Origin of the sequence: Streptomyces sp. cmx-18-6 (assembly GCF_046548915.1) — a bacterium.
GTDB lineage: Bacteria > Actinomycetota > Actinomycetes > Streptomycetales > Streptomycetaceae > Streptomyces.
This window is the reverse complement of record NZ_JAEBEP010000003.1, coordinates 361,895-376,289: the sequence shown is the minus strand read 5'-3', so window position 1 is coordinate 376,289 and position 14,395 is coordinate 361,895. Positions and strand designations below refer to the sequence as shown.

Here is a 14,395-nt window from a genome sequence, read left to right as displayed (position 1 = left end):
GGTGATCCATCTGTGGCGCCGAGGGTCCGCACGGTGGACGAGACGGGGATCCGGTTGCTATTTCGGGCGTCCTCCTAGATGTTTGCCCGAGGGAAACACTTCGTTCCGACCGGAAGGTGGTGCGACTCGCCGCAGGCGGGTCCCCCCCTCATGGCTTCACCCAAGGCGCAGGCGAGGACAACTACAAAGGAACGGCGCACACCGGCCGACTGGGGTCGGCCGCCGCATGCCGTGATCGTCGTCGACCCCTCGGGAACGGCCATCCGGGCCGAGGGGGACGTGAACCCTCTCCCGGGTGTGGAGCAGGGCGCCCCGCTGCCGGCCGGCCTCTCCTGGCTGGCCCGGGCGACGGCGGAGATCACCGCTGACGCCGTGCGCCAGGGCGGGCCGGAGCTGCCCGCCGTCGCCGGGGAGTACGACGGCCGCCGTTTCGAGGCCCATCCGACCCGGCGCGCCGGCGGCGAGGTGGTGTGGTGGCTGGTCGACCACACGGCCCGGTTCGCCGCGGAGGAGGCCCTGACCGAGGAACGCGAACGCACCGCGTTCCTCGCCGAGGCGTCCAGCGTCCTGCTGTCCTCGCTGAACGCCGAGCGGTGCATGGCCGCCACCGCCCGCCTGGCCGCCGGGTTCCTCGCCGACGCGGCCGTCGTCGTGGCCCCCGCGTCGGGCCGCCATGTGCCCGTGACCTACGCCCTGCGGGACGGCGAGCCCGTACGGACCGTGATCGTGGCCGATCCCTCGGACGTGCCGGCCCTCGGCGAGGCGCTGAAGGGCTTCCCTCCCGTCCCGTCCCGGTGGATCGACCCGATGTCCCTGCCGGACTGGCTCCTGCCCGAGGGATTCGACACCTCCGTCGGCTCGGTCGTCGTCACTCCGCTGCCCGGCCACGGCGTGCCCGCCGGGGCGCTGATCCTGCTGCGCACGGACACGCGAAGGGAGTTCAGCGAGACCGAGGAGAAGTTCGCCCGGCTCTTCGCGGCCCGTTCCGGAGCCGCGCTCTCGGCGGCCCGTCTCTACGCGGAGCAGCACAGCATCACCCGGACCCTGATGCGCGACCTCCTGCCGCCGCGCCTCCACCGGGTCAACGGAGTGGAGTTCGCCGGACGCTACCGCCCTTCCGACGTCAGGGAACGGGTCGGCGGCGACTTCTACGACGTCCACGCCGGCGCCACCGAGGCCGATCCCTCCTTCGTGGTGCTCGGGGACGTCTGCGGCAAGGGGCTGGAAGCGGCCGTCCTCACCGGCAAGATCCGCAACACGCTCCAGGCGCTGATGCCGATGGCCGACGACCATGAGCGGGTCCTGCAACTCCTCAACGGCGCCCTGCTGAACTCCGACAACACCCGGTTCGCGACCCTCGTCCTGGCCTCCGTGCTGCGTACGGACAACCAGGTGCACCTGCGGCTCACCTCCGCGGGCCATCCGGCCCCCCTGGTCGTGCGCAACGACGGCCGGGTGGAGGAGATCCCCACCCACGGCACCCTGGTCGGAGCTCTGGAGCACGTGCGGGCCCGGACCGTCGAGACCGTGCTGCTGCCCGGCGAGACGTGCCTCCTGCACACGGACGGGATCACCGAGGCGCGGGGAGGTCCGCTCGGCGACGAGCTCTTCGGGGAGGAGAGGCTGCGGCGGGCGCTGGCCGAGTGCGGGGGCATGCCCGGCGAGGCGGTGGTCGAGCACGTCCAGATGCTGACCGCGCAGTGGGTGCGGGACGGCGGGCACGACGATCTGGCGGTCGTCGCCATCACCGCCCCCCGGACCACTCATCTGAGTGCGGTGGACGGCCACACGCGGGGCAGGTACACCTCATGACCACCACCACCGACACCACCCGTCTCGACGCCCTGCGCGGTGATCTGTGGGACGCCGTGACCGGCCAGGACGAATACCGGGCCGCCGACACCGTGCTGACCGCGCTGGACGCCGGGGTTCCCGCCGAGACGGTTCTGCTCGACGTGATCGCCCCCGTCCAGGCGAGAGTCGGCCGCGCCTGGCAGGCGGACCGGATGACGGTCGCCCAGGAGCATGCCGCGACCGCGATCGCCGAGCGGGTCATCGCCGCACTCGCCCACCGCCGCGCACGCGGGCCCGCCACCCGGGGCGGCCGCATCACCGTCGCCTGCGTCGACCAGGAGTGGCACGCGCTGCCGGCCCGGCTGCTCGCCGAAGTCCTCACCCTGCGAGGCTGGCAGGTCGACTTCCTCGGCGCGCAGGTGCCGACCCCGCACCTCGTGACGCATCTGCACAACACCGGCGCCGACGCGGTGGCCCTCTCGTCGTCCATCGCCACCCGGCTGCCGGCCGCGCACGCCGCGATCACCGCGTGCCAGGCGGTGGGCGTGCCCGTCCTGGTGGGCGGCGCCGCGTTCGGGCCGGACGGCCGCTACGCCCGCCTGCTGGGCGCCGACGCCTGGGCCCCGGACGCGCGCGCCGCGGCCCGGTGGCTCGCCGACGGGATTCCGGCCCCCGGCCCGATGCCGGGCCGCCCGGAGAGCGAAGGTCTCGCGCACCTGACCGACCAGGAGTACACCCTGGTCGTACGGGGTAGAGCCCGGCTCGTCCGGATGGTGCTGGCGCACCTGGAGCGCAGCGTCCCGGCGATGGCGGAGTACTCCGCTCCGCAGCGCGAGCGCACGGCGGAGGACATCGCCCACATCGTGGAGTTCCTCGGCGTCGCCCTCTACACCGACAGCGACGACCTCTTCACCGACTTCATCCGGTGGACCGCCGCCGTGCTGACGGCCCGCCGCGTCCCCGCACGGTCCCTGCGCCCGGCACTGGACGCCCTGGCCGCCGAGCTCAAGGACTTCCCGCGCGCCACCCGCATGCTGGACCGAGCCCGCCTCCACCTGGACGACGCGGCGCCCGCCACCGATCAGCCCTCCGGAGCCTCCGCATGACCGCCCTGCCGAACCCCCTCCTCGCCGTCGCCATCGAGGAGGGCCCGGGCTGGGCCCGGCTGCGTCTCACCGGGGACCTGGACTACGACACCAGCCATGAACTGGTGGCGCGGGCGAGAGAACGGATGACCGCTCAGCCGGATCTGAACGACCTGTATCTGGACTGCGCCGCGCTGGGTCTGTGCGACTCCATGGGCGTCTCCGCCCTGTTGCAGATCCACCGCGACACCGCCGCCCGTGACGCGCGCCTGCACGTCGAGGCCGCGCCGTCCTTCCTCGCGCGGATCATGCGCATCACCGGGATCGACCACCTCTTCGCCCACGCGGAGGACCGGCAGTCCGCCCGGGGCGGCGGGGACGAGGAAGCGACCACCGAGCAGCGCCCGTCACCGACGCTCTGAGCGGGCGACCTCACCGGCCGGGGAGGCCGGGACGCGTCGGTCCACGGCTATGAGAGCGACATAACCGACCACGGCTCGAAGAGCGACGACGGCGACCTGTCGGACCAGGGCTCGAAGAGCGACGACGGCGACCTGTCGGACCAGGGCTCGAAGAGCGACGACGGCGACGTGGCCGGCCAAGGCTCGGAGGGCGACGGGGGCGACGGGGGCGACGAGGCCGACGACAGCTCGGAGAGCGACGACGGCGACGTCTCAGACGAGGGCGACGACGGCGACGATGCGCTTGCCGCTCCCGTGCGCCGTGACGGACAGCCGGGCAGTGAGCCGGTGGACCAGCGACCAGCCGTACCCGCCCTCGCCGACCGACCCGGGGGGCGGTTCCCGCCGCACGGGATGCCGGGGGTCCGCGTCCTCGACGACGAGACGGAGCCCGCCGTCCGTGATCCGCGCGGAGAACCCGGTGATGCCGCCGCCGTGCTGAAGCGCGTTGGTCACGATCTCCGAGGTGACCAGCAGGGCGTCCGCCACGACCACGTTCGAAAGGATCTCGTCCGACAACCCGCCGAACTCGGCCGCCAGCAGCCGTGACACGACATCGCGAGCCTCGCCCGCGGTCCGTGGCACGCCCGCGGTCCCCGCGTTCGGATGTCCTGCGGGCGGATGTCCTGCGGGAGAGGAGCCGAATGCTGGAGAGGTGCTGTACATGCGCGCACCTCCTTCCGATGCCGTAGATGTTCTTTCGCTTCTGTTCGGAATCACCGCATTCCCGTTGTCGCCGTCTCCACACCTGCGGCAACTCCTCCGTGCCTCGCCGGCCTCCGGGGAAGCCTCCGGGAGAAATGCAGGAGTGATATTCCGTTTTCTCCGGGTATTCGGTTCGCTGGAGGCCCGGATGGGCGGCAGTTGATACCGGCAGGGGATGAGTATGAAGGCGAAGATGCTTTTCGTGGCGGCCGTTTCCGTCTCGCTGGGGGCCACCGCCCTCGTCGGGTGCGGCAGTGAGAAGGACAGCGGCGAGGTCTTCGGCGGAAAGAGCGCGGACACCATCGCGTCGGACGCCGTGAAGGCCACCCGTGACACCGAATCCCTGCGGATCGTCGGGAAGTCCGAGCAGCCGGGCGGCAACGAGATAGAGCTCGACTTCTCGGTGGACGAACAGGACCGCTGTACGGGCACGATGTCCGGCAAGGGGGCCAAGGCCGACGTTCTCCAGGTGGGCCAGAAGGCATATGTGCGGGGCGACAAAAAGTTCTGGGAGAACACCCTCCAGGGAAAGCCCGGTACTGAAGGGGCCGTCGAGAAGCTCCAGGGGAAATGGGTGAAGTCCGAGCCGGGTAAGTCCGGTACCGAAGGAATGTGCGACAAGCAGGCGCTGCTGGCGTCGCTCGACAGCGACAAGTCCGAGCGCAAGGGAATGAAGAAGGGCGAGACCACGGAGATCGACGGCCGTTCCGCGCTGGCTCTGGAAAAGAAGCAGCCGGGCGGTGAGAAGATCACCATGTATGTCGCCACCGAGGGCGAGCCGTACATCCTGAAGGCGGTCACCGAGGGCGGCGAAACCCCGAGTGAGGTCGTCCTGAGCGACTTCGACAAGAAGGTCGAGGTCCAGGAGCCGGCTGCCGGCGACGTCGTCGACCCCAAGAAGGCCACCGCCTGATCCGCGGTCCCCCGACCGGGCGGCCGTCACCTGATCCCGCCCCACGGCCCCGGGCCCCGCCCCCCTCATGAGGGGGAGGCGGAGCCCGTCCTCAGCTCTGCTCGGGGTGCACGCCCGGGCCGTCGGACCTGCCGGCCAGCGGCGTGGGGGAGAGCTCCGTCTGCTCCTCGCCCGGCTCCAGGAGCGTGTCGGCGGCCCCGATGATCTGTGGATCGGGAACCCCCACGGCCTTCTCGTCCTTGCTGTCGTAGTCGAACCGCCACAGCAGGCTGCGCATCGCCTCCAGCCGGCCGCGCTTCTTGTCGTTGTTCTTCACCACGGTCCACGGGGCGTGTTCGGTGTCCGTGGCCCGGAACATGCCGACCTTGGCCGTCGTGTACTCGTCCCAGAGGCCGAGCGAGGCCAGGTCGGTGGGCGACAGCTTCCACTGGCGCACCGGATCGACCTGCCGGATCGCGAAGCGGGTCCGCTGCTCGTTGCGGGATACCGAGAACCAGAACTTCACCAGCAGCACACCGTCGTCGACGAGCATCTCCTCGAACAGCGGTGCCTGCTTGAGGAAATGGGCGTGCTGGTCCGGTGTGCAGAACCCCATCACCTGCTCCACGCCGGCCCGGTTGTACCAGGAGCGGTCGAAGAACACGATCTCACCGGCGGTCGGCAGATGGGCGACGTACCGCTGGAAGTACCACTGCCCTTCCTCGCGCTCGGTGGGCCTCTCCAGAGCGACCACCCGCGCGCCGCGCGGGTTGAGCCGCTCGGTGAACCGCTTGATGGTCCCGCCCTTGCCCGCCGCGTCGCGGCCCTCGCAGAGGACCACCAGCCGCTGCCCGCTCTCCCGCACCCAGCGCTGGAGCTTCAGCAGCTCGATCTGCAGGATGCGCTTCTCGCGTTCGTACTCCCTCCGCCGCATCCGCCGTTCGTACGGATAGTTCTCCCGCCACGTCTCCAGCGGCTCGCCCCGCTCGTCGAGCAGCACCGGCTGTTCCGGCCGTCGCCCGTCCACGGTCAGCCCCTGCAACAGCTCCACCCGGTCGTCCTGCGGTTCTTCGGTCATCGCCCCTACCCGTGCCCCTCGGTGTCTCCCCGTCCGCAGCCTGATGCCCCCGCAACCGCCGCTCATGTACGCGGGGGGCGCGGCGGGGCCGCCGGGCGAGCCGGAGAGGGCGGGGGCAGCCGGGTCAGCCGCCCGCCAGCACCTCGGCCAGGTCGTAGGAGACGACCTCCTCCAGTTGCGCGTAGGTGCAGTCGGCGGGGGCCCGGTCCGGCCGCCACCGCCGGAACTGCGTGGTGTGGCGGAACCGGTCGCCCTCCATGTGGTCGTACGCCACCTCGCAGACCCGCTCCGGGCGCAGCGGAACCCAGGACTGGTCCTTCTTGCCGGACCAGCGGTTCTGCGTCCCCGGCAGCCGCGAGGTCTCGTGCGCCGCCGCCTCCGCCCACGCGCCCCACGGGTGGTCGGCGAACTCGGTGCGCAGAGGGGCGAGTTCCTCGGCGAGTTCGGCGCGCCGCTTCATCGGGAAGGCCGCGCAGACCCCCACGTGCTGGAGCACGCCCTCGGTGTCGTACAGGCCCAGCAGGAGCGAGCCGACGACCGGGCCGCTCTTGTGCTCGCGGTACCCGGCCACCACGACGTCGGCGGTCCGCTCGTGCTTGATCTTGTACATCGCCCGGGTGTCGGGCCGGTACGGCAGGTCCAGCGGCTTGGCCACGATCCCGTCGAGCCCCGCGCCCTCGTACCGGTCGAACCACTCCCGCGCGAGCTCCGCATCCGTGGTGGAGGGGGCGAGCAGGACGGGAGCGGAGGCCCCGGAGAGCGCCGCCCTCAGCACCGCCCGGCGGTCGGCCTGCGGGACGGAGATGAGAGAGGTGTCGTCGACCGCCAGCACGTCGAAGGCGATCAGGCTCGCCGGGGTCTGCTCCGCGAGCATCCGCACCCGGGAGTCCGCCGGGTGGATGCGCTCACTGAGGCGGTCGAAGTCGAGCCGCCCCTCATGGGCGATCACGATCTCCCCGTCGATCACGCAGCGCCGCGGGAGGTTGTCCCGCACGGCGGCGACCAGGTCGGGGAAGTAGCGGGTCAGCGGCTTTCCGGTGCGGCTGCCGATCTCGACCTCGTCGCCGTCCCGGTAGACGATCGCCCGGAAGCCGTCCCACTTGGCCTCGTAGCTCATGCCCGGCGGGATCTTGGACACCGACTTGGCGAGCATCGGTTTCACGGGTGGCATCACCGGCAGGTCCATGAACCGATTCTCGCCCGCCCGCCGTCCCCCGTCTCCCGATATGCGGCATATGTGCGACCGGCCTACGGTGGCCGTCATGGGAGCAGCGGTGGAGCTGGACGCGGGCGGACGAGCGGTGAGGCTGTCCAACCCGGACAAGGTGTACTTCCCGGAGAAGGGCTACACCAAGAGAGACGTGGCGGAGTACTTCCTGGCCGTGGGGCCCGGGATCACCCGCGCCCTGAACCACCGGCCCACCACGCTCCAGCGCTTCGTGGACGGGGTGGAGGGCGACTTCTTCTACCAGAAGCGCGCCCCGAAGAACCTCCCCGAGTGGATCCCCACAGCCCGGATCGCCTTCCCCAGCGGGCGTCCCGCCGACGAGCTCTGCCCCACCGAGCTCGCCGCCGTCATCTGGGCCGCCAACCTCGGCACCCTCACCTTCCACCCCTGGCCGGTTCGGGCCGGGGACACCGACCACCCCGACGAGCTGCGCATCGACCTGGACCCGCAGCCCGGCACCGACTACGCCGACGCGGTGGCCGCCGCCCACGAGCTGCGCTCCGTCCTGGAGGACCACGGCGTACGCGGGTGGCCCAAGACCTCCGGCGGGCGCGGGATGCACGTCTTCGTCCCCATCGAGCCGGCCTGGACCTTCACCGAGGTCCGGCGCGCCGCCATCGCCGCCGGGCGCGAGCTGGAGCGGCGGATGCCCGAGCGGGTGACGACGGCGTGGTGGAAGGAGGAGCGCGGCGAGCGGATCTTCGTCGACTTCAACCAGACGGCCCGGGACCGCACGATCGCCTCCGCCTACTCCGTACGCCCCTTCCCGCACGCCCCGGTCTCCGCGCCGCTGCGCTGGGAGGAGATCGACGACGCCGAACCGCGCGACTTCGACATCGTCACGCTGCCGGTGCGGTACGCCGAACTCGGCGACGTGCACGCCGACATGGACCAGGAGGCGTTCCGGCTCGACGGGCTGCTGGAGCTGGCCGACCGGGACGAGAAGGAGCGGGGCCTCGGCGACCTGCCGTACCCGCCGGAGTACCCGAAGATGCCCGGCGAACCGAAGCGGGTCCAGCCCAGCCGCGCCCGGCACGACGACGAGGGCGAGATGGCGTGAGCGGGGAGGCGGACAGGCCCGGGAACGGCGAGAAGAGCGGCGGCGAAGAGAACCGCGGCGAGCGGGGCGGGAGCAGTCAGAAGCACGGGGCGCACGGCCGCCCCCTCACCCTTCGCGAGCGCTGGGAGGCGTACAAGAACAGCCCGTTCCTCCCGGCGACCGTCCTGGTGCTCATCGTCGCCGCCGCGGCCGGACTCTTCGCCGGTTCCTACACGTACGCGATGGCCAACCCCACCCCGCACCGCATCCCGGCCGCGCTGGTCACCGAGCCGGAGGTGGCGGGCGGCAGGGCGTTCGTCACCGGGATGGAGAAGGCGCTCGACGCCTCGCTCCAACTGCGCACCTACCCGGACACGGCCGACGCCCGCCGCGCCCTGGACGAGCAGAAGGTGTTCGCGATCGTCCGCGCGTCCGACGACGGCGACGGGATCGCGCTCGACGTGGCCGGGGCCTCGGGCGCGTCCGTGGCCGAACTGCTCGGCAAGGCGGGGCTGGAGGTCGGCGAGGACACCGGGACCGAGGTCACGGTCAAGGACATCAAGCCGCTCCAGAGGGGCGACCCGCGCGGGCTCGCCCTGTTCTACATCTCGCTGGCCGCCGTCATCATGGGCTTCCTCGGCGCGATCCAGCTGAGCGTCCACGCCCACGGCCTCAACCCGGCGGAGCGCATCGCGTTCACGGTCGCGTACGCCCTGCTCGGCGGCTTCGCGATCGCCGCCGCCGTGGACTGGTGGCTCGGGGCGGTCGACCTGCCGTTCGTCCAGTCCTGGCTGATCCTGGCGTTCACGATGTTCACCTCGGGCATGGTCTTCACCATGTTCAACACCCTGATGGGCCGGTGGGCGATGATCCCCACCTGGGGCGTCATGGTGCTGCTCGGCAATCCCTCCTCCGGCGGCGCGGTCTCCTGGCCGCTGCTGCCGTCCGCCCTCGGGCACATCGGCCGCTGGCTGCCGCCGGGCGCGTCCGTCAACGCCCAGCACACCGCCGTCTACTACCAGGGCCACCAGTTCGTCTTCCCGTACCTGGTCCTGGCCGGCTGGGCGCTGGTCTCCTGCACGGTCTTCTGGGTGTGGCGCCACCGGCACCCGGGAGGCCGCGCCCGCACGCCCGAGCACGCGGCCACGGCCTCCTGAGACCTTCCGTGGGGCTTACAGCTCCTTGATCCGGATGTCCCGGTACGAGATGACGTCGGTGACCCCGTGAACCTGGAGCCCGATGTGACCGGAGGCGAACCGCCGGCCGTCCGTGCCCGGGTCGTCGCCGCGCGGCGGCTCGAAGAGCTGACCGCCGGTGTTGTCGAACTCGTTGATCAGGACGCCGTTGCGGTAGATCTCGTAGTGCTGGTCCACCACCTTGATCTCGTAGTCGTTCCAGGCGCCCTTGGGCGTGACGCCCGCGCCGCCGAGACCCACCCGGTCGAAGCCGTACACCGACCCGGTCTTGTACATGTCGCCGTCCGGCCGGTCGTTGACCTGGATCTCATGGCCGTACTTGATGGCGACCCACTCCGGCCGCGACTCCTCCGGGTGGTCGTGGACCTTCGGGAAGCGGACGAAGACCCCGCCGTTGGCGTTGCCCGAGCCCGGTGCGTCGTCGCGCCACTGGAGCTTCAGCGAGAAGTCGCCGTACGCACGGGCCGGGAACCACAGCATGCCCATGCCGCCCACGGTGGTGGAGCTGGTGATCGAGCCCTCCTCCTCGTTCAGCCCGAACGCGCCGCCGCCCACGTGGCTCCACTTGGCGAGCGAGGCCGCCGTGCCGTCGAAGAGCTTGGTGTAGCCCTCGGACTGGCCCGGCTTCCCGATGCCCGACTTCTTGGCGGCCTGGTTGATGGCCTTGCGCTCGCGCTGGTCGATCACGCCGTCGCTCTTCAGCCTGTCGAGCACCGACGTCACGTGCTTGAGGAACAGCGCGTGGGAGGACCAGTCCTTCTCGTCCTCGATCAGCTCGTTGATCGTGCAGCGGTTACGGGTGATCCGGTTCGGGACGCCCGTGTCGACCGTGCCGACGAAGACGGTGTGCCGCTCGTCGAACTCCGCGCAGTTCGGCGCGGGGACCCCGCCGCCCTGGGCGACGGTGAACGACGCCTTCTTCGCCTCGGAGGTGTTGCCCGCCCTGTCGGTGGCCCGGTGCGCCACCGTGTGGTGGCCGACCCGGTCGACGATCACGGGGGCGGTGTACGCGAGGTAGGGGCCGCCGTCGAGCGAGTACTCCACCTTGTCCACGCCCGAGTCGTCGTCGGTCGCGGTGATCGTGGCCCTGGCGCTGGTGATGAACGCGCCGTCCGAGTTCTTCTCGCCCTCCACCTTCACCGAGGTCTCCGGAGCCGTCTTGTCCTGCGACGGCGGCTCCACCACGGTGAACTCGGCCTTCTTCTCGGCCGCGACGTTCCCCGACCGGTCCGTGGCCCGGTAGCGCACCGTGTGCTCGCCGACCTCGTGGACCATCACGGGTGCGGTGTACGGCTTCCAGTCGCCGTCCGCGCCGATCGCGTACTCGATGGTGTTGACGCCGGACCCGGTGTCGGACGCGGTCACGGTGACCGTGGCCATGCCCAAGTACGCGCCATCGGCGTCCTGTTCGCCCGAGACGGTCGCGGAGGTCTCCGGCGGGGTCTCGTCGTCGGTCGGCGGCGCGGCGACCGCGAAGTCGACGGACTTCTCCGCCGCCGTGTTGCCCGCCTTGTCGGTGGCCCGGTAGCGGACCGTGTGCTCGCCGACCTCGTCGACGACGACGGGCGCGGTGTACGGCTGCCAGTCGCCGTCCGCCCCCACCGCGTACTCGACGGTGTCGACGCCGGAGCCCGCGTCCGTCGCCTCGACGGTGACGGTGGCCTGGCCGATGTACGCGCCGTCGCCGTTCCGGTCGCCGTCGACCTTCGCGGAGGTCGCGGGGGCCTCGGTGTCCTCCTCGCCGCCGCCCTCGGTGACGGTCAGGACGCCCTTCATCTCGCCGTGGCCGGGGATCGTGCAGTGGTAGAAGTACTTGCCCGGCGTGAGCGTGACCTCCACGCTGTGCTTGCCGCCCTCCGCGTCACCGGGGTTGGCCAGGATGTTCAGCTGGACGTCGTTGTTGTACTCGGGGTCCGAGACGCTGAACGTCAGCGTGTGCGGCATGCTCGTGGTGTTGCCGGTCGCCGTGCTGTTCTCGAAGACGATGGTCGCCTTGCCGGCCACCGCCGTTTCCGGGGCGGTCAGATAGCGGTCGATCGGGTCGCCGGCGGTCCAGGTCAGCACCTGGTCGGCGGCTGCGGCGGTTCCGCCCGTCTTCGTCCCGGGGGTGTCGCCGCCCTTGCCGTACGCGGCCGTCGACGTCAGCCCGAGGACCATGAGCAGGGAGGCCAGCAGGGCCACCCAGAAACTGGGCGGCCGATGCCGCCGCCGGGCGAGGTGCGTGGGGTGTCTCACTGCGCTGCCGCCTTTCCAACCAGGTCCTTGACGGCGGGAGTTGACGCGCCGCCCTTGTACGTCACGCGCCACAGCGCGGACTTGGAGTCGGAGGTGAAGAAGCCGCGCCCGTAGTCCAGGACGTACAACGAGCCGTCCGGCGCGAACCTCCAGTCCATGAGGTTGCGGATGCCGTCCGCGCCGACCGGGATGATCTTCTTCAACGACTCGGCGTGCGTGGGCAGTCCGCCCTTCCCGACCGTCTTCGGGTCGGTGATCACCGCGTGGCGGGGCTGGGTGTCGTCGTAGAAGTCGCCGACGAACCACTTGCCGTCCCAGTACGCGGGCCACTTCGCCGAGGACTCGCTCCGCGCGTCGTAACGGTAGACCGGGCCGTTCATGGTCGCCTGGCCGCCGCCCTTGAGCCAGGGCAGCAACTCCTTCTGCTCCTCCGCCTTGTAGCTCGGTACGCCGTTCGCGTCACGCGGGTAGTCGACCCCGCCGCCCTGGGGCGAGTACCAGATGGTGTTCGGGGTCACCGGCGGCAGCTTGACCAGGCCGTCGTTGTTCGGCGACTCGTTCTTCGGGGCCTTGCAGTCGTACCAGCCCAGCGGCTTGCTCGGGTCGGGCAGATTGCGGTCCCGGTAGGGCTGGTTGTTGCCCATGCAGTACGGCCAGCCGTGGTTGCCCGCCTTGGTGATCGCGGCGAACGTGTCGTACTTCGCCGGGCCCCAAGTGGTGGACGCCGAGCCCGCGTCGGGGCCCACCCAGCCCGCGTACAGGGTGTCCGTCGAGCGGTCGATCGAGATCCGGGCCGGGTTGCGCACGCCCATCACATAGATCTCGCCCCGGGTCTTCCCGCCGCCCTCGTCCGGCTCCTTGCCGGTGAAGAGGTTCCCGGCGGGCAGGGTGTACGTGCCGTCATCCTCGGGGTGGATCCGCAGGATCTTCCCGTTGAGGTTGTTGGTGTTGCCCGAGGTCCGGCGCGCGTCCGCGAAGGAGACGCCCTTGTAGTTCGGCTCCGGGTTGTTGCCGGAGTAACCACTGCTGAAACCGGAGGAGTTGTTGTCGCCGGTCGCGATGTACAGGTTGCCCTTCGAGTCCCAGGCCAGACCGCCGCCCGCGTGGCAGCAGCTGTGGATCTGCACCGGCCAGCCGAGCAGCACCTTTTCGGAGGCGAGGTCCAGCTTGTTCGCCGCCGGGTCGAAGGTGAAGCGGGAGACCTGCCGGACCGCCGTGCGCTTGTCGCGGTCGATCTTCGCGTGCGGGGTGTAGTGCAGATAGACCCAGCCGTTGGAGGCGAAGTCCGGGTCCAGCTCGATGCCGAGCAACCCCTCCTCCACCTTGGTCAGTTCGTCGCCGCCGCCCTTGTTGCCGAAGACGTCCAGCACCCCGGCCAGGGCGACCTTCTTCGTCTTCGGGTCGTAGACGTGGATCTCGCCCTTGCCCTTGCCGACGTTCGGGTCGTTCCAGTCCGTGACGACCGGGACGGAGCTGTCGGCCCCGCCGCGCCCGATGTAGAAGACCCGCCCGTCCGGGGCGGTCACCAGGCCGTGCGGTTCGCCGATCTGGTCGTTCTGGCCGGGCTGGTTGGGCTGGGTGAGGCGCTCGGCGGTGTAGTTGGAGGTGATGGTGGCCTTGCAGTCGGCCTGCGAGGTGCGGTTCGTCCAGGCGAGCGCGCCGCGCAGATGGTCGCGGAAGTCGGTCTCCGCGAAGCTGTCCGCCGTACCGCCCATCGCCGTGTAGAAGGAACGGCCGCCGTCGTAATCGCGGCACCAGGAGACCGGGTGGTCCCAGCCGTTGGCGCTCGCACCCGGCTTGTACGTCGACTCCCGCACGCGCGCCACGGTGTGCACGTCACCGGACGGGTTCTTCGTCCAGTTCAGCCACGTGTCGGGGCGCTTCCACTCCAGCGGCAGGCTCTTGGTCGCCGGATGGACCCGGTCCCCGATCTCGACCGTGGCCCGCTGTACGGCGGTCGGGCTGTTCCCCGCCGGACGGGCCCCGACCAGGCCGGTGAACCAGTCCGAGTACGGCTCGGTGCGCGCCGCGTCATGGATGCCTAGGAAGCCGCCGCCCGCCTCCATGTACGCCTCCAGGCCCGCCTCCTGCTCCGGGTCCAGGACGTCGCCGCCGCCGGTGAGGAAGACGACCGCGTGGAAGGAGCCGAGCCGCTTGCCGTTGGTGAAGACGTTCGGATTGGCGGTGGCCACGGTGGTGAACCGCCCGGCCTCCGGACCGGTCTGCCCGATCTTCTCGATCGCCGCGATCCCGGCGTCGGTGTACGGGGCCTCATCGCCGGCCGACGCGTGGAAGACCAGCACCTTGACCTGGTTCGCGGCGCCCGGCGGGGATGGCAGGGACAACGTTGTCGCCATCCTCTCGACCAGATCCCGGTCCGGCGACGTGCCCGCGCTGGCCGGTCCGCCCGCGCTCAGCAAGGACACGGTCAGTGCGCCGGCCGCCACGGCCGCCGCGAGGCCGCGTCGGTTTCGTGATCTGGACCGGTGATGCGATGCGCCTTGCATGTGGGTCACCCCACCCTTCTGTGGTCACTGCGACGTTGACTGCGACAGCGCACGAAGCTAGACCCCTTTTCGTGGCGCGCCAAGAGCCGTGGCAGCAATCGCACAAACTTTGTCCTGAGTGTGGATAAACGCTCGGCCCCCGGATACGGTGTGGCCCGTTCCGGTAGCTCCGGGC

The 14,395-nt window shown here is 70.9% G+C and carries 11 protein-coding genes; 6 read left to right on the top strand and 5 right to left on the bottom strand.

Annotated elements, in window-relative coordinates; translation table 11 throughout:
* Positions 1 to 150 precede the first annotated feature (150 nt).
* From ACLJPL_RS09810 to ACLJPL_RS09800, 3 genes are read left to right on the top strand one after another with little or no spacing between them, the layout of a single operon-like run.
* Positions 151 to 1,812 (top strand): PP2C family protein-serine/threonine phosphatase, encoded by a 1,662-nt coding sequence (locus ACLJPL_RS09810; protein ID WP_411080358.1) that lies wholly within the window; start codon positions 151 to 153, stop codon positions 1,810 to 1,812.
* A complete protein-coding gene (locus ACLJPL_RS09805) occupies positions 1,809 to 2,900 on the top strand; it encodes a B12-binding domain-containing protein (protein WP_411080357.1) in 1,092 nt (363 codons plus the stop codon). The genes ACLJPL_RS09810 and ACLJPL_RS09805 overlap by 4 nt, the downstream gene beginning before the upstream one ends.
* Positions 2,897 to 3,301, top strand: coding sequence for an STAS domain-containing protein (locus ACLJPL_RS09800; protein ID WP_411080356.1), 405 nt, complete (start codon positions 2,897 to 2,899; stop codon positions 3,299 to 3,301). The genes ACLJPL_RS09805 and ACLJPL_RS09800 overlap by 4 nt, the downstream gene beginning before the upstream one ends.
* A gap of 252 nt (positions 3,302 to 3,553) precedes the next feature.
* Here ACLJPL_RS09800 and ACLJPL_RS09795 read toward each other — a convergent pair whose 3' ends face one another.
* The gene (locus ACLJPL_RS09795; protein WP_411080355.1) at positions 3,554 to 3,925 is read right to left on the bottom strand and encodes an ATP-binding protein; all 372 of its coding nucleotides are present in this window, start codon (positions 3,923 to 3,925) and stop codon (positions 3,554 to 3,556) included.
* A gap of 295 nt (positions 3,926 to 4,220) precedes the next feature.
* On the opposite strand from ACLJPL_RS09795, the gene ACLJPL_RS09790 reads away from it, so the two are divergent.
* Positions 4,221 to 4,958 (top strand): hypothetical protein, encoded by a 738-nt coding sequence (locus ACLJPL_RS09790; RefSeq protein ID WP_411080354.1) that lies wholly within the window; start codon positions 4,221 to 4,223, stop codon positions 4,956 to 4,958.
* A gap of 91 nt (positions 4,959 to 5,049) precedes the next feature.
* On the opposite strand, the gene ppk2 is transcribed toward ACLJPL_RS09790, so the two are convergent.
* Positions 5,050 to 6,015, bottom strand: a complete 966-nt coding sequence (gene ppk2, locus ACLJPL_RS09785) for a polyphosphate kinase 2 (protein ID WP_411080353.1) — start codon at positions 6,013 to 6,015, stop codon at positions 5,050 to 5,052.
* A 124-nt stretch (positions 6,016 to 6,139) separates the two neighbouring features.
* On the bottom strand, positions 6,140 to 7,201 hold the full coding sequence (locus ACLJPL_RS09780; RefSeq protein WP_411080352.1) for an ATP-dependent DNA ligase: 1,062 nt from the start codon (positions 7,199 to 7,201) through the stop codon (positions 6,140 to 6,142).
* Positions 7,202 to 7,277: 76 nt separating this feature from the next.
* Between ACLJPL_RS09780 and ligD the strand changes: the two genes are divergently transcribed.
* Entirely contained in the window at positions 7,278 to 8,303 is a 1,026-nt protein-coding gene (gene ligD, locus ACLJPL_RS09775; RefSeq protein WP_411080351.1) for a non-homologous end-joining DNA ligase, read from the top strand.
* Complete coding sequence (locus tag ACLJPL_RS09770) at positions 8,300 to 9,439, top strand: ABC transporter permease (RefSeq protein WP_411080350.1); 1,140 nt, start codon at positions 8,300 to 8,302, stop codon at positions 9,437 to 9,439. The genes ligD and ACLJPL_RS09770 overlap by 4 nt, the downstream gene beginning before the upstream one ends.
* A gap of 15 nt (positions 9,440 to 9,454) precedes the next feature.
* Here the strand turns inward: ACLJPL_RS09770 and ACLJPL_RS09765 are convergent, their stop codons facing one another.
* On the bottom strand, positions 9,455 to 11,713 hold the full coding sequence (locus tag ACLJPL_RS09765) for an OmpL47-type beta-barrel domain-containing protein (protein ID WP_411080349.1): 2,259 nt from the start codon (positions 11,711 to 11,713) through the stop codon (positions 9,455 to 9,457).
* Positions 11,710 to 14,220, bottom strand: coding sequence for a ThuA domain-containing protein (locus ACLJPL_RS09760; RefSeq protein WP_411080348.1), 2,511 nt, complete (start codon positions 14,218 to 14,220; stop codon positions 11,710 to 11,712). The genes ACLJPL_RS09765 and ACLJPL_RS09760 overlap by 4 nt, the downstream gene beginning before the upstream one ends.
* Positions 14,221 to 14,395: the final 175 nt, after the last annotated feature.